General features: G+C 74.1%; 14 protein-coding genes. 5 read left to right on the top strand and 9 right to left on the bottom strand.

Translation table 11 applies throughout. The features are described from left to right. Positions 1 to 530 precede the first annotated feature (530 nt). Positions 531 to 1,439: a hypothetical protein gene (locus AB0D32_RS17355; protein WP_357090736.1), complete on the top strand. Its 909-nt coding sequence runs from the start codon at positions 531 to 533 to the stop codon at positions 1,437 to 1,439. 37 nt (positions 1,440 to 1,476) lie between these two features. On the opposite strand, the gene AB0D32_RS17350 is transcribed toward AB0D32_RS17355, so the two are convergent. Then, complete coding sequence (locus tag AB0D32_RS17350) at positions 1,477 to 2,190, bottom strand: hypothetical protein (protein WP_357090734.1); 714 nt, start codon at positions 2,188 to 2,190, stop codon at positions 1,477 to 1,479. Positions 2,191 to 2,223: 33 nt separating this feature from the next. Further along, a complete protein-coding gene (locus AB0D32_RS17345) occupies positions 2,224 to 2,862 on the bottom strand; it encodes an NAD(P)H-binding protein (protein WP_357090732.1) in 639 nt (212 codons plus the stop codon). A 74-nt stretch (positions 2,863 to 2,936) separates the two neighbouring features. Between AB0D32_RS17345 and AB0D32_RS17340 the strand changes: the two genes are divergently transcribed. After that, entirely contained in the window at positions 2,937 to 3,464 is a 528-nt protein-coding gene (locus AB0D32_RS17340; RefSeq protein ID WP_357090730.1) for a MarR family transcriptional regulator, read from the top strand. A 71-nt stretch (positions 3,465 to 3,535) separates the two neighbouring features. Here the strand turns inward: AB0D32_RS17340 and AB0D32_RS17335 are convergent, their stop codons facing one another. Next, a complete protein-coding gene (locus AB0D32_RS17335; RefSeq protein WP_357090728.1) occupies positions 3,536 to 6,337 on the bottom strand; it encodes an ATP-binding protein in 2,802 nt (933 codons plus the stop codon). Between the two features lie 322 nt (positions 6,338 to 6,659). On the opposite strand from AB0D32_RS17335, the gene htpG reads away from it, so the two are divergent. The 3 genes from htpG to AB0D32_RS17320 all read left to right on the top strand — a co-directional run bounded on the left by htpG (position 6,660) and on the right by AB0D32_RS17320 (position 10,528). Further along, positions 6,660 to 8,573, top strand: a complete 1,914-nt coding sequence (htpG, locus tag AB0D32_RS17330) for a molecular chaperone HtpG (protein WP_357090726.1) — start codon at positions 6,660 to 6,662, stop codon at positions 8,571 to 8,573. A 76-nt stretch (positions 8,574 to 8,649) separates the two neighbouring features. After that, positions 8,650 to 9,615, top strand: a complete 966-nt coding sequence (locus tag AB0D32_RS17325) for a diacylglycerol kinase family protein (protein ID WP_357090724.1) — start codon at positions 8,650 to 8,652, stop codon at positions 9,613 to 9,615. An 85-nt stretch (positions 9,616 to 9,700) separates the two neighbouring features. Further along, positions 9,701 to 10,528 carry a DUF72 domain-containing protein gene (locus tag AB0D32_RS17320; RefSeq protein WP_357090746.1) on the top strand — a complete coding sequence of 276 codons (828 nt, stop codon included), beginning with the start codon at positions 9,701 to 9,703 and terminating at the stop codon, positions 10,526 to 10,528. A gap of 85 nt (positions 10,529 to 10,613) precedes the next feature. Here the strand turns inward: AB0D32_RS17320 and AB0D32_RS17315 are convergent, their stop codons facing one another. Genes AB0D32_RS17315 through AB0D32_RS17290 form a run of 6 tightly spaced genes read right to left on the bottom strand, consistent with a single transcriptional unit; the run spans position 10,614 to position 24,713 of the window. After that, a complete protein-coding gene (locus AB0D32_RS17315; RefSeq protein ID WP_357090722.1) occupies positions 10,614 to 12,659 on the bottom strand; it encodes an amino acid adenylation domain-containing protein in 2,046 nt (681 codons plus the stop codon). Further along, a complete protein-coding gene (locus AB0D32_RS17310) occupies positions 12,656 to 15,532 on the bottom strand; it encodes a beta-ketoacyl synthase N-terminal-like domain-containing protein (protein WP_357090720.1) in 2,877 nt (958 codons plus the stop codon). The genes AB0D32_RS17315 and AB0D32_RS17310 overlap by 4 nt, the downstream gene beginning before the upstream one ends. Then, positions 15,529 to 18,960: an amino acid adenylation domain-containing protein gene (locus AB0D32_RS17305; protein WP_357090718.1), complete on the bottom strand. Its 3,432-nt coding sequence runs from the start codon at positions 18,958 to 18,960 to the stop codon at positions 15,529 to 15,531. The genes AB0D32_RS17310 and AB0D32_RS17305 overlap by 4 nt, the downstream gene beginning before the upstream one ends. After that, the gene (locus AB0D32_RS17300) at positions 18,960 to 19,226 is read right to left on the bottom strand and encodes a phosphopantetheine-binding protein (protein ID WP_357090716.1); all 267 of its coding nucleotides are present in this window, start codon (positions 19,224 to 19,226) and stop codon (positions 18,960 to 18,962) included. The genes AB0D32_RS17305 and AB0D32_RS17300 overlap by 1 nt, the downstream gene beginning before the upstream one ends. After that, complete coding sequence (locus AB0D32_RS17295; RefSeq protein WP_357090714.1) at positions 19,226 to 21,493, bottom strand: beta-ketoacyl synthase N-terminal-like domain-containing protein; 2,268 nt, start codon at positions 21,491 to 21,493, stop codon at positions 19,226 to 19,228. Before AB0D32_RS17295 ends, AB0D32_RS17300 begins: the two co-directional genes overlap by 1 nt. Further along, positions 21,486 to 24,713, bottom strand: a complete 3,228-nt coding sequence (locus tag AB0D32_RS17290) for an amino acid adenylation domain-containing protein (RefSeq protein ID WP_357090712.1) — start codon at positions 24,711 to 24,713, stop codon at positions 21,486 to 21,488. The genes AB0D32_RS17295 and AB0D32_RS17290 overlap by 8 nt, the downstream gene beginning before the upstream one ends. Between the last annotated feature and the right edge of the window lie 128 nt (positions 24,714 to 24,841).

The raw sequence follows: 24,841 nt of genomic DNA, 5'->3' as shown, positions 1-24,841 counted from the left end.
CGCCGCCGGTGAAGGCGAGGCCGGCCACGGTCAGGGCGGTGTTACGGAAGATGTCGGTACGCATGATGACAAGGCACCTTTCGATCGGGGGTACGCGACACACACCAGAAGGGGGCGGGTGCGCCGCGGATGAGGAAAGGTCGAGGTCAGGCATGTCCCCGGCGGGGCCGGGGCGCGTCCGGGGGATGTAACGACGTGTGCCCGGCCGGCATTCCGACCGTCTCCCCGGCCGCCGAAAGCTCCGGGGGTTCACGCGCTCACGATGGTTACAACGACCCGGCACCCCGACCCATGCCCGCCGGGCCCGTGGCGCCCACCACCACATCCGTCACGAATCGGACATAGCCTGCCGAGCCCGCCAACGAGGCACGGACCGATCGACAGGCCCCGGAGCAGCTCATCGTGCCTCTGTGGGAGCCGCGCGTCGGTGTCGACCTGCCGGGGCATCCGCGGAAGTGACGCTTCGGCCACCGTCAAGGCTCAGGTCAGGGCTCGTGGTTCCCATGTCAGCCCGTGACATGATGGCGCCCATGGGGAAACAGCATGACGTCGCCGGGCCCAACCGTCAGAGTGGGCCAGGTGCCGCCGCGGACGGTGCGACGGATGGCAGCCTCGATGCGCGGCTCGCCGTCGCGCAGGACCCCGCGACGCCACAGTTGACCCTCATCGACCTGGCGTCCGATCCGTCGGCCGTGGTCCGCAAGGCGGTCGCGACCCGCACCGACGCGCCCGCGCAGGCACTGCGACCGCTGGCCCGGGATCATGATCGTCATGTCCGGGGGGCTGTGGCGAGAAACCCCTCGACCTCGGTCGCCAATCTCCTGCTGCTTGTCAAGGACGCCGACCGGTGGGTCCGCTGGGCGGTAGCCGGCAACCCGGCCTGCAACGAGTCGATTCGCCGGGTGATGGCGGAGGCTCCCGACAAGGAGCTTCGCGGTCTTCTCGCGGAGACGCGTGAACTGGAGCCCGAGTTGGCCGCGCGGCTGGTCGACGACGTCTCACCCGAGGTGCGGGAACGACTCGCCACCCACACCCATGACGCCGGCGTGATCACCGCCCTGATGGCCGATCGCACGGCGCGCGTACGCAAGGGGCTCGCCCGCAACCCGCGGACCAGCACCGCCCAGCGCAGCGCGCTCGCCCAGGATCCGGTGGTGGACGTCCGCGCCGCACTGGTGCTCGCGGTCGAGCTGGCCGAGGCGGATCTGCGACGGCTGGTCGACGACCGTTCGGTGCAGGTGCGGATGGCGGTGGCGACGTCGGAGGTGGTCCCGCCGCACATCCGGCAGGTGCTCGGCCGCGATCCCGACGAGATGGTTGCCGGCGCGGCGCGGGACTTCCGTCCCGGGGCGGGCAACGCCCCGGTGGTACGGGCTCCGCGCATCGGCCACCGGCCCTCCGGGACCGGCCGAGGCCGACCGGGCGGCGCCCGGCGCTGAGGGTCTCCGGCGGCCTCTTGCCACAGGTCGCCCGCCGTCAGCTGGTCGTCTCTCCTCTCTCTCCGCCCCCGTTCCGCGACGAGTGCACGAGCCGGTGGAAGGCGGGCAGGGCCCGCATTCCGTGGGCGTCGAGCGTGGCTCGCACGAAGCGATGGAAACTCGGTCGTGCGAGCTGGCCGCAGAGGAAGCGGAACGGCCCGGCCGGCAGTCGCGCGTAGTTGACGAGTGCGAACGGTGATGGTCCGGTGGGCCGCAGGGCCGTGGAGTTGTCGACACCCGTCTTGGCCGTGTACCAGCCGGTGAGGGACCGCCAGACGGCTTCGGTGTCGGTGTCCGACGCGGCGGTGAAGTGGTTGAACAGGAAGGCGCCGTCGGCCCGCGCCTCGGTGTCGCCGATCCGGGCCACGTTGACGCCGGTGAGGACCTGTCGACCCTTGAGTACCGAGACCTCGTCGCAGGTGCGCACGATGTCGAGTTGGTCCGCTCGCCTGGTGCGGATGAGCATGGCGAGGTCGTATCGAGGCGCACCCGGTAGCGGCGGGATGAACAACGCCCGGAAGACGCCGACGGAGGCGACGTCCGCGCGGCGCGCGAGCGCGGGGACCGCCTGCACGAGCCGCGCCGCCTCGCGGCGCCGGAGCGGCGTGCGGGTGTGAACGGGCAACCGTTGCGCGGGCTCGGCCTGGAAGCCCAGGTAGATGAATCCGTGCGGCTCCGGGTCGGTGAACGGGGGCAGCGGAAAGGGCGTCATGATGCCTCCGGAATCGGCGGGAACATCGAATGGTCAGTACGCGATGCCGATTGCTCGGCGGATGGTCGTGGAGTCGTCGACGGCGGCGAGCATGGCGTGTGCCACATCGGCCCGCGAGATCGTGTAGCCGCGGGAGACGTTGCTGCCGATGGCGGTGCGATACCGGCCGGTCAGCGGCTTGTTCACGAGCTTGGGCGGGCGAAGGACAGTCCATTCGGCAGTGCTGTCGGCCATGGCGTGCTCCATGGCACGCAGGTCCGCGTAGAGGTCCTTGAGGATGGCGCTGATGCCGGGCAGCACGATGCGTCGGTTGAGGAAGCTCTCCCCGTCCGGAACGGCGCCGACCGGGGCAGCACTGACCGCGACGAGACGGCGTACGCCTTCGGCGTCCATGGCGCTCAGGATCGTGCGTGTGGCGGTGGTGGCGACGGGCCCGTCGTGCCGGCCGCGCGGGCCGACTCCGGACAGGACGGCCTCGCTGCCGCGCAGGGCCGGGCACAACGGGCCGGCGTCGTCCAGTGCCGGTACGGCCGTCACCTCCAGCCGCGCATGACGGACGTCGAGACGGCTCGGGTTCCGGACCACCGCGGTCACGGCGTGTCCGCGGTCCAGCGCTTGACGCACGAGGTGGCGGCCGATTCCGCCGGTCGCGCCGAAGACGGTCACCTTCACTGTCGCCTCCCACAGATACGGAGTAAGGGTGATTGTCACCGTACAGGACAATTGCGGGAGCGTACAATGACGGGGTGTCCGACGACTCCGCACCAGGCGCGGGCCAGCCGCTGGCCGGCCGGGCCAACTTCCTGCTGTCCCAGCTCGGGTTCCACATCGCGCAGACGTTCGCCGCGCGGCTGGCACAGTTGGGCATCGCGCCGAATCACTTCGGACTCCTCATGCACCTCGATCGCGGCGAGGGTCTCTCTCAGCAGCAGCTCGCCGACGCGCTGGGCATCCACCGCAAGGCCATGGTCGGCCTGCTCGACGACCTCGAACAGCGCGGCCTGGTGGAACGTCGGCGGCACCCCGGCGACCGCCGCGCCCACGCCATTCACCTGACCGGCGCCGCCCGCGAGCTGCTACCCCGCGCACGCCACGTCGCCGACCAGCACGAGGAGGAAGTCCTCGCCGCGCTCGACCCGGCCGAGCGTGCCCAGCTCATCGCCGTCCTGCAACGGCTCGCCGAGCACACCGGCAATCCGCCGGGCGTTCATCCCGGCCTGCCGCAGGCCGCCGCCAGGTCCGGCCACCGGGTCAGCCCGGTCGACCCGGCATAGCGCAGCCAGCCGGCACCCGTCGAGATCACGCGGATTGCCGCCGGTGGCGTCCCAAGGGCCGTGGGCGCGGCTCAGGAGGTGGGCGGCAGCCGGCGTTCGATGGTGACGGTGGTGCCTTCGGCGGTGGACACCATCCGTACGTCGCCGTACGCGTTCATCAGCGTGGCGCCCCGCCCCCGGTCCATCGCCGGGCGACGGTCCCGCCAGGTGCCGAAGTCGCGCACCGAGATCCGTACCGTGTCGTCGGCCACCCGCAGCCGTACCCGCACCTCGGGGAGCGTGGGGCGCTGGGCGTGCTCGACGGCGTTGTTGACCGCCTCGGAGGCGGCCAGCAGGAGATCCGCCACGGTGTCCGGATCGACGTCCAGGCCCTCCAGTGAGGCACGTACGTCCCGGCGCATCGCGGCGGCCGACGTGGGCCGCGACGGGTACGTCCAGCCCGTGTCCAGCGCGGTCAGGTGCGCGGGCCATCGACCCTCGCCGTGGGTCCGCACCTCGTTCCCGCCGCCCGCGCTATCGGCCGGTGTCGCCGGTAGCGCCCCGCCGGCCCCGGCCGCCGAGCCGGCGGGAAACTCGAAGGACCTGCCCGGGGCCGGTACCGCGTCGGCCTGGTGCCCACGGGTGCGAGCGCCGCGCAGGGTCGCCCGGATCCGGGCGATCAGCTCGGCTGCGGTGAAGGGCTTCACGACGTAGTCGTCGGCGCCCAGGTCGAGCCCCTGCACGCTGGCGTCCCCTCCGGCGCGGGCGGAGAGCACCACCACCGGCAGCGCCCGGGTGCCGGCCTGCCCGCGCAACCGACGGACCAGTTCGAAGCCGTCGATGTCGGGCATCATCACGTCGGTGAGTACCAGGTCGGGCTGCTCCCGATGGATCGCCTCCAGGGCCTGCCGGCCGTCCCCGACGGTCTCCACCCGCCAGCCCTGCCCGCCCAGCAACCGGGCCAGGTACGCGCGCATGTCGGCGTTGTCGTCCGCGACCAGGATCCGCGTGTCCCGCAGCGCGTCCGCCGGCCCGTACGCCGGCACGGCAGGCCCGGCCGGCGCGGACGCCCCCGCCTGTGCCGGGTCGGCCAGCCAACCGATCGCCTCCTGTGCGGCGGCCCGGGCCGCGTTCCCGGCCCCGTCGACGCCCGCGACCGGCCCGGCGGTCCACCCGGCGGCGGACCAGGGCAGCGCCACGGTGAACACCGTCCCCGTCCCGATCCGGCTCTCCACCCGCACGTCGCCGCCTTCGAGGCGGGCCAGCTCGCGGACCAGGGCGAGCCCGATGCCGGTGCCCTCGTGGCTGCGCGACCGGGCGCCCTGCACCCGGTGGAAGCGTTCGAAGAGCCGGGGCAGCTCCGCCTCGGCGATGCCGATGCCCGTGTCGGCGACGGTCAGCCGGACCTCCTCGCCGTCGGCGGTCAGCCCGACCCGGATCCGGCCGACGAAGGTGTACTTCAGCGCGTTCGACAGCAGGTTGGTGACGATCCGTTCCCAGTTGACCGGGTCCACGCGGACCGCGCGGGGCAGCGGCGGGCAGTCGACCTCCAGGCGCAGCCCGGCGCGTTCGACGGCCGCCCGGAAGACGCTGGCCAGCTCGGTGGTGAGGCCGGCCAGGTCGACCTCGCGAGCCTCGCTGTGCGCCTGCCCGGCCTCCAGGCTGGAGAAGGTGAGCAGGCTGTTGACCAGGGTGAGCAGCCGGGTGGCGTTGCGCCAGGCGGTGTCGACCCGCTCCCGCTGCGTCGCCGGCAGGGGATGCTCGTTGTCGTTGAGGGCGTCGGTCAGCGGGCCGAGCATCAGCGTCAGCGGAGTCCGGAACTCGTGGCTGACGTTGGTGAAGAAGTTGGTCTTGACCCGGTCCAGTGCGGCGAGCGCCTCGGCCCGGCGGCGCTCCTCCTCGTACGCCCGCGCGTTGCGCACGGCGACGGCCACCTGCTGGGCCAGCAGCGAGTAGAACGACCGGTACGCCTCGTCCAGCCCTCGGCTCGGGCTGACGCCGACCAGCAGCACCCCGAGCGGCTGGTCGGCCTCGACGGATGGCAGCGGCAGGGCGAGGGCCGTACGGACCGGGTCGCCCCACGGGCCGGCGGGCAGGGCGAGTCGCCGGTCGACGCCGGCCACCTCGGTCGTGGTGCCGGCGGCGGTGGTCGCCAGCCCCCACCCGTGCGCCAGCCCTGACCCGTGCTCCGGGCCCGTGGGCAGCGTGGCGGGCAGCGCCCCGGCAACGGGCTCGCCGCCGACACAGGCGGCACGGCGCAGCAGCGCGCCCTCGCGCAGGTAGATGGCGGCGAACGGGACGTCCAGCGGGTGCCCGCCGATGACCTCGGCGAGCCGGGCGCAGGTGCTGCCGACGTCGACGGTCCGCCCGTCGCCGCCCACGGACAGATCGCGCAGCAGGCGCAGCCGGCGCTCGCCGACGACCTGGTCGGTGACCTCGCTGCACACCGTGAGCACGCCCACCGTGCGTCCCTCGTCGTCGCGGGCGGGAGCGTGCGAGACGCTGAAGTACGCCTCCTCGCGGTAGCCGGCCCGGTCGAGCAGCAGCCGCAGGGCCGGCACCCAGCTGGCGACCCCCGTCGCCAGCGCCTCGTCGATCAGGGGGGCCAGCACGTCCCAGCCCTCGGCCAGGGTGACCCGCACGTCGCCGCCGAGCGCGTCGGGATGCTTGTCGCCGATCAGGGCCGAGTACGCGTCGTTGTAGAGCTGGGTGAACCCGTCGCCCCACAGCAGCAGCATCGGGTAGCGGGAGGAGAGCACCATCCGGACGGCGGAGCGCAGGCTCTGGGGCCAGCCGTCGATCGGGCCGAGCGGGGTGGCGGCCCAGTCCAGCCGCGCCATCAGCCGCCCGGTCCCACCGCCGTCGGCGAACAGGTCCCCCGTGGGTCGCGTCACCCTCGGTCGCACCTCATCGCAGCCCTCACTTCCGGGCCCCGACGACCCTGCTGGCATTACCCGCACATCCTGGCACCCGGCTTCAGCTGCACGTCCGCCGGCACCCCGGCGGATCTCCGTACCCAGGCGCCCGCATTCCCACACCTCGACGCGCCAGATCGGGCCAGCCGGATGCACCCGGTGGTGGCTCAGTCCCGGCGATCGGGGCTCGGCGGCAACCGCGCCCATCGACGCACCCGGCGTCCCGTCGTCCCGGCGTCGGCGGCGGCTCGTATCCTTTCCGCGAACCTTCGGTGGGCTTTCGAGGATGAAAGGACACGGTGTGAGCAATCGGGCCGAGACGTTGGAGTTCCAGGCCGAGGCGCGTCAGCTGCTCCAGCTGATGGTCCACTCGATCTATTCGAACAAGGACGTCTTCCTGCGTGAGTTGATCTCGAACGCCTCGGACGCGCTGGACAAGCTGCGCCTGGCGTCGATGGTCGACAAGGAGCTGGAGGTCGACACCTCCGACCTGCACGTCGAGATCGAGGTCGACAAGGCGGCGCGCACACTCACGGTCCGGGACAACGGCGTCGGCATGTCCCGCGACGAGGTGGTCCAGGTGATCGGCACGATCGCCAAGTCCGGGACCGCCGAGCTGCTGCGCAAGCTGCGGGAGTCCTCCGACTCCGGGGCGCGGCAGGAGCTGATCGGCCAGTTCGGGGTGGGCTTCTACGCGGCGTTCATGGTCGCCGACCGGGTGGAACTGGTGACCCGCCGGGCGGGGGAGAGCGGCGGCACCCGCTGGGAGTCGGCCGGCGAGGGGACGTACTCCGTCGAGTCGGTCACCGAGGCGCCGCAGGGCACGTCGGTGACGCTGCACCTGAAGCCGGCCGACGACGAGGACAACCTGCACGACTACACCGCCGAGTGGACGATCCGGGAGATCGTCAAGCGATACTCGGACTTCATCGCCTGGCCGATCCGGATGACCGTCGAGCGCCCCGGCGAGGGCGACCAGACCAGCACCGAGACCCAGACGCTCAACTCGATGAAGGCGCTCTGGGCCCGGCCCCGCGACGAGGTCGACGAGGCCGAGTACAAGGAGTTCTACAAGCACGTCAGCCGCGACTGGGCCGACCCGCTGGACATCGTGCACATGCGGGGCGAGGGCACCTTCGAGTACGAGGCGCTGCTGTTCATCCCCTCGCACGCGCCGCTGGACCTGTTCTCCCCGCAGGGCCGTCGCGGCGTGCAGCTCTACGTCAAGCGCGTCTTCATCATGGACGACTGCGAAGCGCTCATGCCGAACTACCTGCGCTTCGTCAAGGGCGTCGTGGACGCGCACGACCTGTCGCTGAACATCTCCCGGGAGATCCTCCAGCAGGACCGGCAGATCCAGGTCGTCCGCCGCCGGCTGGTCAAGAAGATCCTGGCCACCGTCAAGGACATGAAGGCCAACCACGCCGAGCGCTACCGGACCTTCTGGACCGAGTTCGGGGCCGCGGTCAAGGAGGGCCTGATCGACGACACGGAGAACCGGGACACCCTCCTGGAGATCCTGTCGGTCGCCTCCACCCAGGACCCGGCCGAGCTCACCGACCTCGCCGGCTACGTCGGCCGGATGAAGGACGGGCAGAGCGACATCTACTACGCCACCGGCGACTCCCGCGCGATGATCGAGAACTCGCCGCACATGGAGGCGTTCCGCGCCAAGGGCTACGAGGTGCTGCTGCTGACCGACCCGGTCGACGAGGTGTGGGTCGAGCGCGTCGGCCAGTACGACGGCAGGACGATGCGCTCCATCGCCAAGGGCGACGTCGACCTGGACACCGAGGAGGAGAAGAAGGAGGCCGAGGCCGAGCGGGAGCAGCAGCGCAAGGACTTCGCCGACCTGCTCACCTGGATGGGCACCACCCTCGCCGACTCCGTCAAGGAGGTCCGCCTCTCGTCCCGGCTGACCACCTCGCCCGCCTGCGTCGTCGGCGACGCCCACGACATCACCCCGACGCTGGAGAAGATGTACCGGGCGATGGGGCACGAGGTGCCGTCGGTCAAGCGGATCCTGGAGCTCAACCCCGGGCACCCGCTGGTCACCGGTCTGCGCAAGGCGCACGAGCAGGGCGGCGCCGAGGAGTCGCTGAAGGAGACCGCCGAGCTGCTCCACGGCCTGGCGCTGCTCGCCGAGGGCGGAGAGCTGGCCGACCCGTCGCGGTTCACCCGCATCCTCGCCGACCGTCTCGCCCGTACCCTCTGACGGTCGTGTCCCGGCCGGTGGGGTCGTTCCCACCGGCCGGGGCATGGAAATCGTGCGCTCCGGGTACCCCTGGATCATGAGCACGAGCAGCGCGGCGGGCGACGGGCCGACGACCGCCGCCCGGGTGGGCCCGGTCGCGGTCGTCGCCCACCGGAAGAAGACCCTCGGCGGCGGCCTCGACGCGCTGCGCGCCGAGCTGGCCGGCGCCGGGGTCGAGCAGCTGATCTGGTACGAGGTGCCGAAGAGCCGCAAGGCTCCCGGGAAGGTCCGCAAGGCGCTGAAGAAGGGCGCCGAACTGATCTTCGTGTGGGGTGGCGACGGCATGGTGCAGCGCTGCGCCGACGCCCTCGCCGGCTCCGGCACTGCCATGGCCATCGTGCCCGCCGGCACCGCCAACCTCTTCGCCGCCAACCTCGGCATCCCCGAGGACCTGCCCGAGGCCGTCCGCATCGGCCTGCGCGGCCCGCGCCGCACCCTGGACCTGGGCAGGATCAACGGCGAGCACTTCGCCGTGATGGCCGGCGCCGGATTCGACGGCGACCTGATCCGCGAGGCCGACCGCACGCTCAAGGGCAGGTTCGGCCGTCTGGCCTACATGTGGACGGGGCTGCGCCACGTGCGCGGCGAACTGGTCCACACCCGGATCACCGTCGACGGCACCGAGTGGTTCGACGGCGACGCGAGCTGCGTACTCTTCGGCAACGTCGGCACCATCACCGGCGGCATCCCCGCCTTCGACGACGCCCGCCCCGACGACGGTTGCCTGGAGGTCGGCGTCTCCACCGCCGACGGCGCGGTGGACTGGGCGCGCACCCTGGGCCGGATGGCCGCCGGCCGCTCGGCGGAGTCGCCTTTCGTGCGGATCACCCGGGGCCGCAGGGTCAAGGTCCGACTCGCCGCGCCGCGCACGTACGAGCTGGACGGCGGTGCCCGTGGGGAGGTCACCAAGCTGAAGGTGCGGGTGGTGCCCGCTGCGCTCACGCTCTGCTGCCCCGAGCGGAGTGTGCCGCCGGTCGCCGCCTCGGCGGAGCCCGCGCGCTGAGATACCGTACCCGCGGCGCGGGTCACCCGTGCCGGGGGCCGTCGAGCGGTGGGAGGACCGGATGCGCCTGCACGTCGGGTGTGCGATGTGGACGCACAGGTCCTGGCAGGGACGCTTCCTGGAGCACCCGCTGCCGGCCCACGAGCGACTGCGGGCGTACGCCGGCTGGTGCACCGCGGTGGAGGGGAACACCACCTTCTACGCGACTCCCACCCCGGAGACCGTGGCGTCGTGGGCGCGGCAGACCGACCCCGACTTCCGGTTCGTGCCCAAGCTGCCGAAGGTCGTCACGCACGAACGCCGGCTCACCGGCGCCGACGAGGAACTCCGCACCTTCCTCGACGCCGTCGAACCCCTCGGCCCACGGGCCCACGCCCTCTGGATCCAGTTGCCGGGCTCGTTCGGCCCCACCGACGTACCCGCGCTGGCCCGCTTCCTGCGCGGGCTGCCCACCGCCCACCGGTACGCCGTGGAGGTCCGCCACCCCGCGTTCTTCGACGACCCCCGGGCGGTGCGGACGCTGGAGGAGGCCCTCGCCACGGTCGGTGCCGAGTGGGTGCCCTTCGACACGACCGCGTTCTTCCGCACCCCGCCGACCAGCGACGCGGAACGGGAGGCGTGGACCAGGAAGCCGCGCAACCCGCTGCGCACCCGCGCGCTGACCGACCGGCCGATCGTCCGCTACCTCGGCCGGGACGACCCCGCACGGACGGTCGAGGGCTGGCAACCGTGGCTCGACGTGGTGACCGGCTGGCTGCGCGAGGGGCGCTCGCCGACCGTTTTCGTGCACACCCCGGACAACGCCGACGCGCCCGACCTGGCCCGCCGGTTCCACGACGAGGTCCGGGCCCGCCTGCCCGAGGTCGAGCCGCTGCCCGAGCCGGCACCGGTCGGGCCGTCGACGCTGTTCTGAACGGCCCCCGGCCGGCCGGCGACAACGGCGTCCTCCGCCGACGCCCGGCCCGGGCCCACCCGCACCGATCCCGGCCAGGCGGCGCTCACCGGCGCGCGGTGTTCGACAGGTGCCCGGTGGTGTCGACGGGCACCACCCGGCGGCGGACCCGGGCCGGCGGGGCGGGCAGGGCACGGCGGTCGACCTTGCCGTTCGCGGTCGCGGGCAGCTCCGGCAGGAGCACGTACCGCAGAGGCACCATGTGCTCGGGCAGGTGCCGCACCATGAGGGCGCGCAGCGCGGGTTCGGCCACGGCCTGCGGATCGGCGTCGCGTTCGGGCACCACGTACGCCACCAGGGTCGCCGCGGCGCCCAGGTCGTCGCGCAGCAGCACGACGCTGTTGGCGACGAGCGGATGCCGGTTGAGCACCGACTCGATCTCGCCGAGCTCCACCCGCTGCCCGCGGATCTTCACCTGCGTGTCGATCCGCCCGCCGTAGTGCAGGTGCCCGCCCGGCGACCACCAGGCCAGGTCACCGGTGCGGTACACCCGCTGCGGCCACCCGGCGACGTCCACCTCGACGAACCGCTCCGCGGTCAGGTCGGGCCGCCCGGCGTACCCCCGGGCCAGGCAGTCCCCGCCGACGACCAGCTCACCGGGCAGGCCCAGCGGGGCCAGCCCGCCGCGCTCGTCGAGGACGTACGCCACGACGTTCGTGATCGGCCGGCCGATGGGGACGGTGTCGTCCGGTTCGGGCCGGCGGCACGGCCACGCGGTGACGTCGATGGCGGCCTCGGTGGGCCCGTACAGGTTGTGCACCTCGACCTGCGGCAGCGTGGCGGTGAGCTTGTTGACCAGCTTCGGCGGCAGCGCCTCCCCGCTGCAGATCACGCGGCGCAGACCGGTGCAGCGGGCCAGGCCGGCCTCCTCGACGAAGAGGGCGAGCATGGACGGCACGAAGTGCACCGTGGTGACCGACTCGCGGGCGATGACGTCGACCATCTCCTGCGGGTCGCGGTGCGCCTGCGCCTCGGCGGCGACGAGCGTCGCGCCGGTCATGAACGCCCACAGCAGCTCCCACACCGACACGTCGAAGGTGTGCGGCGTCTTGTGCAGCACCACGTCGCCGGGGCCGATGCGGTACGCGTCCCGCATCCACACCAGCCGGTTGGCCAACGACAGGTGTGTCATCTGCACGCCCTTGGGCGCCCCGGTGGAGCCGGAGGTGAAGATGACGTACGACAGCCCCCGCACCACCTCCTCGGGTGCCCGGTAGCCGCGCCAGTCGACCGGCGCGGCGGGCAGGTCACCGCCCGTCAGCGGCCGTACGGGCACGGGCGGCTCACCGCCGGAGCCCAGCGCGGCCCGCCCCGCCTCGTCGGCGAGCACGAGCGCGGCGTCGGCCGTGCCGAGCATGAGGTCCAGCCTCGGGCGCGGGTGGGACGGATCCAGCGGCAGGTACGCCCCGCCGGCCAGCAGGACGCCGAGCACCGCGACCACCATCTCGGGGCTCCGCTCGGCGCACAGCCCGACCACCGAACCGGGGCCCACGCCCTGAACGCGTAGCCGCCCGGCCAGCGCCGCCGCCTCGTCCAGGAGTTGGCGGTAGGTGCGGTCGCGTCCGCCGCCGCGCAGCGCCACGGCGTCGGGGGTGTGCTCCGCCTGGCGGCAGATCGTCTCGTGCACGGGCCTGCGCGGCGCGGGGGTCGGCGCGGGATTGAAGCCGAGCAGCGTCCCGCGCTCCACCGGGCCGACCAGCGCGGCCTCCCGCACCGGCCGGCCCGGGTGGGCGGTGAGCCAGGCGCGCAGGGTGTCCAGCCGTTCCTGCAGGTACGCGGGATCGCCGTGGTGCCGGGCGAACCGGACCGGCACCCCGCCCAGGACCGCCGACGCGCCCGCGTCACCTGCCATGGGCGCCATCAGCACGACGTCCACGGACCCGCCCGGCGCGGGCACGTCTGGCGCGAGGATCACGGCGGCGGGGCCCGGGCCGCGCGTCTGCTCGCGTACCTCGGTCATGGTGCTGTCCGGGGAGACGCGCACCGGGACGTCGCCGCGGGGGCCGCGCACGGTGACGGAGGGCGCGGCCGACAGGCGGTGACAGAGCACGGCCGCCACCGCCGCGGCCACCTCCAGGTCGGGGCCGGTCACGCCGTCACCAGCCCGGCCACCGTGCGGGGGGTGGGGTCGACCGACAGCGCCTCCATCGGGATGCGCACCCCGAACCTGCGCTGCACCTGCGTGACCATGCGGATGAACAGCAGCGACTCACCGCCGAGGGTGAAGAAGTTCGCGTCCGGCCCGATCTCGGCAGAGCCGAGCAGCGTGCCCCAGATTTCCATGATCTCCCTCACCACGTCGTTCTCGCCGGTGCCGGAGGGGGCCGGCGCCGGTTCCTGGAGGTCAGCGGCGGGGCGGGGCGGCGTGGCGTCGAGCCAGTGCCGGGTACGGGCGAACGGGTACGTGGGCAGCGCGACCCGCCGCGCACCGTTCCCGCCGCGCACCGAGGCCCAGTCCACGGACGCTCCGGCGGTCCACAGTCCACCGAGCCCGGCGAGCACGTCGCCCGCGTCCGCCCGCCGGATCGGCCGGGGCTGCAGGGCGAAGGCGGGCACCCGTTGCCCGCTCTGCCGGGCCGTGCCGGTCAGCGCGGTACCCGGCCCGACCTCGACCAGGACCGGGTCGGGCAGGCCCAGCCCGGTCAGCAGCGCGTCGTGGTAGCGCACGGTGCTGCGCAGCTGCGCGGCCCAGTAGCCCTCGGCGCGCGGCTGCCCCCTGCCGAGCAGCGTGCCGTCGACGCTGCTGACCACCGCGACGGTCCGGGGCCGCTGCGCGACGCGGTCGGCCTCGGCGGCGAGCAGCCGTGCCGCGTCGGCCATCATCCGCGAGTGGAAGGCGCGCTGCGCGGGCAGCGCCCGGCATCGCACCCCGGCCGCGTCGAGGCGTTCCCGGAGCGCGGCGAGCTGCGCCACCGGCCCGGCCAGCACCGTCAACTCGGGGGCGTTGCGCGCGGCCACGTCGAGGTCGTCCAGGCCGGCCAGGTGTTCCGCCAGGGCGGACGGCGACGCGAGCACGGCCAGCATGCCGCCCTCGGGCGCGTCCTGCATCAGCCTGCCGCGCGTCGCGACCAGGCGCAGCATGTCGTCGTCGGCCATCTCGCCGGCCAGCGCGGCGGCCGCGAACTCGCCGATCGAGTGGCCGATCAGCGCCGCCGGGCGTACGCCCCACGACACCAGCAGCCTGCCGAGCGCGAGCTCGTGCAGCGCCAGCGCCGGTTGGGTGACGTCGGTGCGGTGCACGAGCCCGTGCGGGTCGTCGTCGACCAGCACGTCGCGCAGGTCCAGCCCCAGGACGGGGGCCAGCAGCCCCGCCCCGTGGTCGAGGTCCGCCCGGAACGACGGGTACCGGTCGTAGAGGCCGCGTGACATGGCGGGGAACTCGGCGCCCTGCCCGGGGAACAGGAACACCACGCTGGGCCGGCGCGCGGCCTCCCGCACCGGCGCCTTGGGCAGCCGGGCCAGCGCCGCGGGGACGTCGTGCGCGGCGACCGTGAGCCGGTGCGGGAAATGCCTGCGGTACGTCTGCGACGTCAGCGCGACGTCGGCGACGGCCAGGTCGGGGCGCTGCCGCAGGTGTTCGCTTAGCTGCGCGGCGGCCTCGCGGACCGCCTCCGGGCCGCGCCCGGACAGCACGATCAGCTCGGTGTGACCGTCGGTCGACGCGGGCCCGGGCCCGGCGGGCCCGTCGGCCTCCTGGAGCACCACGTGGGCGTTGGTGCCGCCCAGGCCGAAGGAGCTGACCGCCGCCCGGCGCGGCCCGCCGGCCTCCCACTGGCGGGCCACGCTGTCGACGGTGAACGGGGTCGACCCGTCGAGCAGCTCGGGCCGGGCCTGCTTGAGGCCGGCCAGTGGCGGGATCTGCCGAAAGTGCAGAGCCAGCGCGGCCTTGATGAGGCCGGTGACCCCGGCAGCCGCATCGAGGTGGCCGACGTTGGCCTTGACCGAGCCGATCGAGCACGGCTGCTCGCCACGACGGAACACCTCGGTCAGCGCCGACAACTCGATCGCGTCGCCGACCTCGGTGGCGGTGCCGTGGGCCTCGAGGTAGCCGACGGTGGCGGGGTCGACGCCGGCGGCGGCGTACGCGCGCGTCAGCACGTCGACCTGCCCGGCGATGCCGGGCGCGGTGTAGCCGACCTTCATGCCGCCGTCGTTGTTCACCGCCGATCCCTTGATCAGGGCGTACACGGTGTCGCCGTCGCGGCGGGCGTCCTCGGCGCGCTTGAGCGCCACCATGGCGACGCCGTTGCCGGGGACGGTGCCGGCGGCCGAGGCGTCGAAGGGCCGGCACGCGCCGTCGGGCGACATGATGCCCTTCGTCTCGTAGAGGTACCCGGCCTGCTGCGGCACGGCCACGCAGGCGCCACCGGCGAGCGCGACGTCCGAGTCGCCGGTGCGCAGGCTCTGGCACGCCAGGTGCACCGCCACCAGCGACGTCGAGCAGGCGGTCTGCACGGTGACGGCGGGGCCGCCCAGGTCCAGCCGGTACGCGACCTTCGCGGCCAGGTGGTCCTTCTCGTTGCCCAGCACGACCGACAGCAGTCCCTGGGTCTCGACGAGGCCGGGCTGCGCGTACACGTGGTGCAGTGCGTAGTAGTTGAAGCCGGCGCCGGCGAACACGCCGACCCGGCCGAAGGGCTGCCCGGTGGCCAGCCCGGCGGACTCCAGGGTCGCCCACGCCGTCTGCATCAGCAGCCGGTGCTGCGGGTCCATGGTCTCGGCCTCCCTCGGCGTGATGCCGAAGAAGGCGGCGTCGAACAGGTCCGGTTCGGCCAGCACGCCGCGTGCCGGCACGTACGCGGGGTCGTCGAGCCGGTCCGCGGGCACGCCGGCGGCCAGCAGTTCGCCGCGGGTCAGCTCGCTGATCGTGATCTTCCCGGCGACCACGTTGGACCAGTACTCCCAGACGTCGGCGGCGCCGGGGAACCGGCCCGCCATGCCCACGATCGCGATGTCGCCGTTCATGATGATGCGCCTGCTCCTTCGGTCTGGGTGTGCAGATGCCTGGCCAGCGTCTGGACGGTGGGGAAGCGGTAGAGGTCGGTCAGCGGGATGGTTCGACCGGCCAGCCGCTCCTGGAGCAGCCGGCGCACGATCGCCAGCCGCAGCGACTCCCCGCCGACGTCGAAGAACGCCTCGTCGACGTCGAAGTCGTCGGTGCCCAGCGCCTCCACCCAGGCCCCCGTCACCAGCTCCTCGAACTCGGCCAGCGACGCCGAACGCTGGGCGGGGAGCGGCGCCGGCCGCCCCTGCGGTGCGCCGGCCAGCGCGCCCAGGGCCCGCAGGTCGACCTTGCCGTTGCGGTCGAGCGGGAACTCGGCCACCGTCACCCACTGCTGGGGCCGGGCGTAGGGGGCCAGCTCCGTTTCCACCGCCAGGCGTACGCCGGCCACGTCCACGCCGTCGGGCCCGGGCTTGAGCGCGGCGCAGAGGCGTACGCCCGTCACCGGGTCGCCGGTGGTGAACACCACCGCGTCGCGTACCCCCGGCTGCGCCCGCAGCCTGCGCTCGACGTCGACCAGCTCCACCCGGTGCCCGGCGATCTTCACCTGACGGTCGTTGCGGCCCAGGAAGCGCAGCTGCCCGTCCGCGCCCCAGCGCACCAGGTCCCCCGTGCGGTACAGCCGCACCCCCGGGTTGCCGTGCCGGACGAACGACACGTCGGTGCGCGCGGGGTCGCGGAGATAGCCGTCGGCGAGCCCGGTGCCCGCCGTGCACAGCTCGCCGACCGCGCCCGGCGGGACGGGGCGCCCCGACGGGTCGACGACGTGCAGGTCGGTGCCGTGCACCGGCCGGCCGATCGGCAGCGGCTCCGGCGTCGCGTCGGCGTGGTCGATCGGGTACGTCGTGGTGAACGTGGTGTTCTCGGTGGGGCCGTAGGCGTTGGTGACGCGCAGCCCCGGGCAGGCCCGCAACACCCGGCGTACGTGCGCCGGTGAGACCACGCCGCCGCCGGTGAACAGCTGCCGCAGCCCGGCGAACGCGTCCGGGCGGTGGTCGGCGACCAGGTGGAACACGCCCGAGGTGAGCCAGGCGTGGGTGATCCCGGCGGTGCGCAGGAACTCGGCCAGGCCGCTCGGTGTCGGTTCCCCGGGCGGGAACACCACCACCGTGTCGCCGTTGGCCAGCGGCACCAGCAGCTCCAACGTGGACGCGTCGAACGCCAGCGGGGACAGCCGCGTGATCCGCATGCCCGCCGGGTCGGCGAACAGGCTGGGGTCGTCGGCCAGCCGCAGCACCGCCCGGTGCGGCACGACCACGCCCTTGGGCACGCCCGTGGAGCCGGAGGTGAAGGAGACGTACGCCGTCCGCGCCGGGTCCGTCGGGGCCGCCTCGACCGGGCGGTCGCCGGTCCCGACGACGTCGAGGGCGCCGTACCCACCGGCCCGCCCCGCCGGGTCCGGGCAGGCCAGGGCGCAGTCGGCGGTGCCCGACCACTCCGGGCCGGGCGTGCCCGCGCCGAGTCGGGCCCGGGGCGCGACGGCCTCGGCGAGGTGCTCGCGCCATTCGCCGGTGGCGTGCTGGTCGACCGCGACGTAGTGCGCGCCCAGCCGCAGCGTGCCCAGCACCGCCACGGCCTCGGCGGCCGAGCGGGGCAGCTCCAGGATCACCGCGTCGCCGGCGCGTACGCCGCACGCGTGCAGCAGCCGCGACTGGGCGACCGCGTGGTCGTGCAGTTCGCGGTAGGTCAGCGTGAGCCCGGTGTGCGCGTCGACCAGCGCGGTCCGCTCGCCCGCGGACTCCGCGTGCGCCGCGAACCGGCTCCACACGTCGTCGGCCGTGTCGTGCGACCCGCCCGCGCCCCAATTCCGCAGGCGGTCGTGCTGCCCCGCCGACAGGGTCGTGACGTGGCGCAGGGCCGCGTCCGGATCGGCGGCCAGCTCCCGCAGCGCGGCCTGGAACGACTCGGCCAGTTCCCCGGCGTCGGCGGCGGTGAGTGCCGACGTCGCGTACTCCAGGGCGAAGCGGGGACGCTCCGACCACGACTGCAGGTAGAGCAGCGCGTCGAACACCGCGCCGTGGCAGTGGCCCTCGTGCACCCGCCAGCTGCGCCCGCCCGCGACCAGTTCGTCGGGCACCAGCTCGTGGTGGGCGGCGAAGCCGAGCTGCGCCAGCGGGTTGCGGCCCGGGTCGGTGGCGACGTCCAGCCCGGAGACGACCCGCTCGAACGGCACGTCGGCGTCGGCGGCGGCCTCGGCCAGCGACGCGGCGACGCCGCGTACGTAGTCCCGCGCGCTGACGTCGTCGGCCGTCGCGCAGCGCACCGGCACGACCCGGGTGCACAGGCCCACGATGGCGGCCATGCCCGCCTCGAACCGGCCCGCCGCCGGCACCCCGAGCACCAGGTCGGCCAGGCCCGCGCGGCGGGACACGGCCAGCGCCCACGCCGCCATGGCCACCGACGTCACCGTCACCCGGCAGTGCCGGGCCAGTTCGGTCGCGGACCGCGTCGTCGTCGCGTCCAGGTGGAAGCGCAGGCGCGCACCCCGGCCTTCGGCCTCGACGACCGGCGGCAGGTCGGTGGGCAGCTCCACCGTCCAGGGCGCCCCGTCCAGCCGGGCCGCGATCCGGGTCAGGGCGCCGTCCAGCGCCCCGGACGCCTCCTGCGCGGCCAGCCGCGAGCCGACCCAGTCCGGCGACGGCGCCGCGCCAGCCGGACCGGTACCGGCGTAGAACTCGGCGAAGTCGCGCCAGAGCACCCCGATGCTCCAGCCGTCGCCGATCGTGTGGTGCAGCAGCATGGTCAGCAGGTCGCGCCGCCCGGCACGGGTCAGCACGAAGACGACCGGCGGCTGTTCGAAGGGGCGCAGCAACCGCTCGGCCGAGCGGCCGTACAGGTCGTGCACGGCGCGTACCGGGTCGTCGTCGGGCAGCGTCTGGTGCAGCAGCCGCGGCTCGTACGGCGCGGGCAGCACGACCCGGGCCTGGCGCGGGTCGCGGACAAACCGGGTGCGCAGCGCCTCGTGCCGGGTCGCCAGCTCCCGCAGCGCCGACCGGGTCCGGGCCTCGTCGAGCGGCCCGTCCGCCTCCAGCGTGAACATCAGGTGGTACGGCGCGTCCCGGTCCAGCAGGTGCGCGGCCAGCATGGACCGCTGGCCGGGCAGCAGCTCCAGTTCGGCGGGCCGCCGCGCGGCCACCGGCGGTGCGGTGTCCACGTGCTCCACCGCGCCGGCCAGTGCCTGCGCCAGCGGCAGCGCCGACAGCAGCCGGGCGCTGTCCACGTGCGCCCGCAGCTCGCGCTGGCCCAGCGAGACCAGGGCGATGGCCTGTAGCGAGGTGCCGCCCAGCGCGACGAACGACTCGGTGCCCGCCGCGTCCCGCAGCTGCTCGGGCGGGATGCCGAGCACCCGCGCGGCGAGCGGCGTCCAGGCGGTGAGGTCGGGGGCCGCCATCACACGGCCTCCGCCACCGGCTTGTCCAGCGGCACCTGGCCCGCGACGTCGCGCAGGTCGGCGAAGCGGGGGTTCTCCAGCACGTGGCCGAACATCACCGCGAGGTTGAGCTCCTGGCGGATCAGGGTGCTCAGCCGCAGCGCACTGAGCGAGTGGCCGCCGAGGTCGAAGAAGTCGTCGTCGTCGTCGACCGTGTCGACGCCGAGCACCTCCATCCACAGCTGTTCGAACTCGCCCACCCAGGTCCGGTCTTCTACGTCGCGCATCAGTGGTGCCTCTCTGTGTCCAGTCGGGTCGCGGGGGCGTCCAGGTAGTGCCGGGTGGCCGCGAAGGGGTAGGTCGGGGCGGGCAGCCGGCGCCGGCCGGTGTCGTGCACGGGATCCCAGGCGTCGACGACACCCAGCTGCCACAGCGCGCCGACGGTGGCCAGCAGCCGGGCGTGCCGGTCGGTGGGCAGTGCGGGCTGGTCCGGGCCCAGGTGCGGGGTGACGCTCGTGCCGACCTCGACCCAGAGCACCCGGTCGAGGTCGGGCGGCGTCACCGGCGTGGCCGGTCCGGCCGCCTGCCCCCGCCAGTACGCGAGCCCGCCGTGGCCGGTCGGCGGCTGCCCGCCCGGCACGTGGACGGGCAGTTCGGCCGGGCCGGGCCGGATGCCGTCGCCGTCGGCCCCGCAGACCAGCTCCAGCGCGTCCGCGACGGACAGGATCCCGGCCACGACCGCGCAGGCCACCGCGCCGACGCCGGCACCGGCCACGGCGCGTGGGGCCACGCCCCGGCTGCACAGCGACCGGGCCAGGCCGACGCAGGCCAGCAACCGGGTGCAGCGCTCCCGTACGGCCTCGTCGAGGTCGCGATCGCGCAGCAGCGCCACGCCCTCGTCGACGACCCGGCGGTACACCGGGTCGGCGTCGTAGTTGGGCCGGTTGCCGGTCAGCTCGCCGGCCCCGGTGAGGTGCAGCGCCACACCGCGGGCCCGCGCCTTCGCGTCGACCTGGCGGACCGTCGGTGGCGTGCCGTGCGCTGCGGTCAGGAACGCGGCGCGCCACGGCAACTCGGCCCGGCCCGTCCGCAGCGTGTACGCGAGATCGGCCAGCTCGCCGGGCGCGGCCCCCGCCACGTGGGCGGTTACCCGGTCCAGGCTGGCCTGCGCCACGGCGGCGGTCTTGGCGGAGACCAGGACCAGCTCGGTGACGTGGCGGCGCGGCCGGGGCCGGGCGGGCGGGGCCTCCTGAAGCACGACGTGGGCGTTGGTGCCGCCGATGCCGAAGGCGCTCACCCCGGCCCGGCGTACGCCGTCGACCGGCTCCCAGGGCCGGGCCGACGCGGGCAGCTCGAACACCGAACCGTCCAGCCCGACCGCCGGGTTGGGGGTGGCGAGGTGGGCGATCGGCGGGATCACCCGGTGCTTCAGCGCCAGCACGGTCTTGACCAGCCCGATCACCCCGGCGGCGGTGTCCAGGTGCCCGAAGACGGCCTTGGCCGCGCCGAGCGCGCAGGGCGCCCGGTCGGGCCGGTCACTGTCGAAGACCTGCCGCAGCGCCGCCACCTCGATCGGGTCGCCGAGCGCGGTGCCGGTGCCGTGGGTCTCGATCAGGCCGACGGTGTCCGGGTCGACGTCGGCCACGCTCAGCGCCGCCGAGATCACGCCGGCCTGGCCGGTGGGCCCGGGCGCGGTGAAGCCCGCCTTGCGGGCGCCGTCGTTGTTGACCGCCGAGCCGCGGATCACGGCGTGCACGGTGTCGCCGTCGCGCAGCGCGTCGTCGAGTCGCTTGAGCACCACCACGCCCGCGCCGTCGCCGGGCACGGTGCCGTCGGCCGCGGCGTCGAAGGCCCGGCACCGGCCGTCGGCGGAGAAGATCCCGCCGGGTTCGTACAGGTGCCCGCGCCGCGTCGGCGGGGCCACCGTGGCGCCGCCGGCCAGCGCCACGTCGGCGTCGTAGGTCAGCAGCGCCTGCGTCGCCTGGTGCACGGCGACCAGCGACGTGGAGCAGGCGGTCTGCAACGTCAGCGCCGGACCCTGCAGATTCAGCTTGTACGCGATCCGGGTGGCCGCGAAGTCCTTGTCGCTGCCGATGATCAGCCCCAGCCCGCCGGCCGCCTCGACCGCGCGCTCGTCGGGCCACACGTTGTCGAGCAGGTAGACGTTCAGGCCGGTGCCGACGTACACCCCGATCCGGTTGCCGTCGGCGGCGACCGGCGGGTGCCCGGCGTGTTCCAGCGCGGCCCAGGCACATTCCAGCAGGATCCGCTGCTGCGGGTCCATCAGCGCGCTGTCCGACGGCGAGTAGCTGAACAGCCGGTGGTCGAAGCAGTCCGCGTCGCGCAGCACCGCCCGGGCGGGTACGAACTCGGGCCGCTCCACCAGGTCCTTGGGCGCGCCCCAGCCGACGAGCTGCTCGGGGGTGAAGAAGGTGACCGCGTCGATCCCGTTGACCACGTGGTGCCAGAAGAGGCCCAGGTCGCGTTCGGCACCGGGGACCCGGACGGCCATCCCGACCACGGCCACCGCCGCGCTGTCGTCGTGCTCAGCCACGACGGCCTCCGGTGCTCCGGCGCCGGTCGGCGAGCAGGGCGCGGCCCCGGTGGCGCTGCGCCACCCGCGTGTCGGCGACCACCGGGGCCGCCTGCCGCAGGTGCGCCGCGCAGCCGGCGACCGTGCCGGCGCGGAACAGGTCCGTCACGGAGACGTCCAGGCCCTCGTCGGACAGCCGCTGCTGGAGCGCGATCAGCGCGAAGCTGTGCCCGCCCAGGTCGAAGAAGTTGTCGTGCAGCCCGACGTCGACCCGGCCGAGCACCTCGCTCCAGCAGGCTCGGACGCGCTCCTCCAGCCCGGTGCCGGCGGCGAGTCCGCGCGGCGCCGAGGGTGCGGCGGCCGTGCGCGCGGCCCGGCTGTCGGCCAGCAGGCGGGCGGTGTCCACCTTGCCGTGCGCGGTGAGCGGGACCGTCGCGACGGTCAGGATCCGCGACGGCACCATGTACGCCGGCAGCGTCGCCCGCACGTGGGCGCGCAGTTCGCGTTCGGCGTCGGGGCCGAACTCGCCGACGACGAAGGCGGCCAGCTCGTCGTTCTCCGCCGCGACAGCGCACGAGCGCACCGCCGGATGGGTCAGGAACGCGCCCTGCACCTCGGCCAGTTCGACGCGGTAGCCGCGCAGCTGCACCTGGGTGTCGTTGCGGCCGAGGTACACCATGTTCCCGTCGACGCCCCACCTGACCACGTCACCGGTCCGGTACATCACGCCCCCGCCGTACGGGTCGGGCAGGAAGCGCGCTTCGGTGAGCTCCGGGTTGCCCACGTAGCCGTGCGCGACGAGCACGCCGCCGCAGTACAGCTCGCCGGGCACGTTGAGGCCGGTCGGGCGCAGGTCGTCGTCGAGGACGTAGCAGCGCCCCGACGGCAGCGGCACCCCGATCGTGCCCTCCCTGACCCCGGCCAGGTCCGCGGTGGGGGCCTCGAAGAGCGTGACGTGGATGGTGCCCTCGGTGATGCCGTACATGTTGACGAACACCGCGCGCAGGCCCGGCGCACCGGCGACCAGCGACGTGACCCGGGACCAGCTCAGCGCCTCACCGCCGAGGACGACGTAGCGGATGCTGGAGACCTCGTCCGCGCCCAGCAGCCGCAGGTAGGGGGGCAGCAGCCGGTAGAGCGCCCCGGGGGTCTGGAACACCACCGTGACGCCCTCGCGGTGCACCAGCGCGGCCAGCCGCTGCCGGTCCACCAGGTCGGCCTGGTCGGCGATGACCAGCCGGCCGCCGGTGCTCAGCGCGCCCCACATCTCCCACACCGAGGCGTCGAACGAGAACGAGCTGGCGGCCAGCCACACGTCGTCGGCGGTGATGTCGAGGCCGGCCGGGGTGGGGTCGTTCAGCGCGGCCAGGCCGCCGTGCCCGACCATGACGCCCTTCGGCACCCCGGTGGAGCCGGAGGTGTAGATGACGTACGCCTGGTCGCCCGGCCCGGGGAACGCCCGGGCGACCACCGACGTCCCGTCGAGGCTGTGCGCGTCGGCCAGCCGGATGTCGCGGCCCTGAGCCAGTGCCCCGGCCGCGTCGGCGGTGCCCGCCTCGACCAGCATGAACGGCATCCCGGCGCTGGCCGTGATCAGTTCCAGGCGCTGCTGCGGGTACTCGGGGTCCAGCGGCACGTAGACGCCGCCGAGCTTCCACACGCCCAGGATCGCCGCGACGATCGCGGGGGAGCGGCGCAGCAGCAGCCCGACCCGGTCGCCCCGGCGCACACCCCGGTCGGCCAGGCCCGCCGCGATCCGCCCGGCCCACCGGTCCAGCTCGGCGTAGGTGACCTCCACGTGCCGGTGGCGCACCGCCACCGCGTCGGGGGTGCGTGCCACGTGCTCGGCGAACCGGCGCAGCACCGACGGGTGGTCGGCCGGCTGCTCCGCGACCGGCGGGTTCACCCCCTCGGTCAGCAACAGCCGCTCCGCCTCGTCCACCATGCACGGCTCGGCGTCCGGCCCGTCGACGATCGACCGCAGGAAGGTCAGGTAGTGCGTGAGCAGCGTCGCGACGGTCTCCTGGGTGAACAGTTCGGTGCTGTACTCGGCCCGTAGGAACGGCGTATCGGTGAACACGTCGAGGGTCAGGCCCAGGTCGAACTTGGTGACGTCGATCTCGACGTCGACCTCGGTCAGCCGCACCCCGTCGAACTCGGGGAACGCGAACGGAAAGTTCTGCACCGTCAGGGAGGTCTGGAACAGGGGAGCGTGGCTGAGCTGCCGTTCCCCCACGGTGGCCCGCACGATCTGCTCGAACGGCACATCCTGGTTGGCGAACGCGGCCATGCTGGCCCAGCGGGCCCGGTCGACCAGCTCGGCGAAGCCGGGCCGGCCGGACACGTCGATCCGGATCGGCAGGGTGTTGACCAGACAGCCGACGACGGCCTCCTCGGCCTCGTCCATCCGGTTCGCGACCGGCACCCCGATCACCACCTCGTCCTGGCGCGCGTAGCGCGACAGCACCGAGGCGTACGCGGCCAGCGTCACCGCGAACAGCGTCGCGCCCCGCGCCCTGGCCCACCCGGTGAGCCGCTCGACCAGCTGCGGCTCGACGGGGCGGCGCAGCACCGCGCCGTCGGCGCTGAGCACGCTCGGCCGGGGGAAGTCGGTGGGCAGCGCGAGTTGTGGCACGTCCCGCAGCTCGGCGCGCCAGAAGTCCAGCCCGGAGCTGTCGCGCTCCCAGGAGTCGCGCTGCCGCCGCGCGTACGCCAGGTACGACTCCGCCGCTGCGGCGTACGCGGCGGGCGACCCGGACACGGCCGCGTGGTACTCGGCGGCGAGGTCCCGCAGCAGCAGACCCACCGACCAGCCGTCGCAGGCGATGTGGTGCACCAGCACCGCGAGGGTGTGCTCGTCGGGGCCCCAGGAGCGCAGGAAGGCGCGCAGCACCGGCCCGTCGCCGAGGTCGAACGGGCGTCGGGCCTGCTCGGCGACCAGGGTGTGCAGGAAGGTCTCCTGGGTGTCCCGGTCGGCCCACGCGCCCGTCCGGATGTCGACGTCCGCGTGCGGGGTGGGCGACACCCGCTGGGTGAGCACGCCGTCGACCAGCGCGAACGTGGTGCGCAGCGCGTCGTGCCGGGCGACCACGCGGGTCAGTGCCGCGCGCATCGCCTCGGGCCGCAACGCACCGTGCAGGTGGACCGCGAACGCCACCACGTACGCCCGGTTGCCGGGCTGGAGCTGGTTGAGGAAATAGAGTCTTTCCTGAGCGAAGGAAGCACGACCGGTACGAACCATGGATCGATCGTGGTCTGCGGGACGTCCCGCCCGGCAGAGCGTCCTTCCCCGCCTCACCAGGGAAAACCTCCCGGTCGGGTGCCGGACACGTCGATGCTCGCTCCGGACGCGACACGGCCCCCGGTCCG

Origin of the sequence: Micromonospora sp. NPDC048170, from assembly GCF_040652795.1 — a bacterium.
In the GTDB taxonomy this organism is placed as follows: Bacteria; Actinomycetota; Actinomycetes; order Mycobacteriales; family Micromonosporaceae; genus Micromonospora.
This window is presented reverse-complemented; position numbering and strand designations above follow the sequence as displayed.

Excerpts from the sequence above, each read along its gene's own strand:
- AB0D32_RS17325 (WP_357090724.1), top strand. The coding sequence starts at position 8,650 with ATGAGCACGAGCAGCGCGGCGGGCGACGGGCCGACGACCGCCGCCCGG.
- AB0D32_RS17305 (WP_357090718.1), bottom strand. The coding sequence starts at position 18,960 with ATGGCGGCCCCCGACCTCACCGCCTGGACGCCGCTCGCCGCGCGGGTG.
- AB0D32_RS17300 (WP_357090716.1), bottom strand. The coding sequence starts at position 19,226 with ATGCGCGACGTAGAAGACCGGACCTGGGTGGGCGAGTTCGAACAGCTG.
- AB0D32_RS17355 (WP_357090736.1), top strand. The coding sequence starts at position 531 with ATGGGGAAACAGCATGACGTCGCCGGGCCCAACCGTCAGAGTGGGCCA.
- AB0D32_RS17320 (WP_357090746.1), top strand. The coding sequence starts at position 9,701 with ATGTGGACGCACAGGTCCTGGCAGGGACGCTTCCTGGAGCACCCGCTG.
- AB0D32_RS17290 (WP_357090712.1), bottom strand. The coding sequence starts at position 24,713 with ATGGTTCGTACCGGTCGTGCTTCCTTCGCTCAGGAAAGACTCTATTTC.
- AB0D32_RS17350 (WP_357090734.1), bottom strand. The coding sequence starts at position 2,190 with ATGACGCCCTTTCCGCTGCCCCCGTTCACCGACCCGGAGCCGCACGGA.
- AB0D32_RS17310 (WP_357090720.1), bottom strand. The coding sequence starts at position 15,532 with ATGAACGGCGACATCGCGATCGTGGGCATGGCGGGCCGGTTCCCCGGC.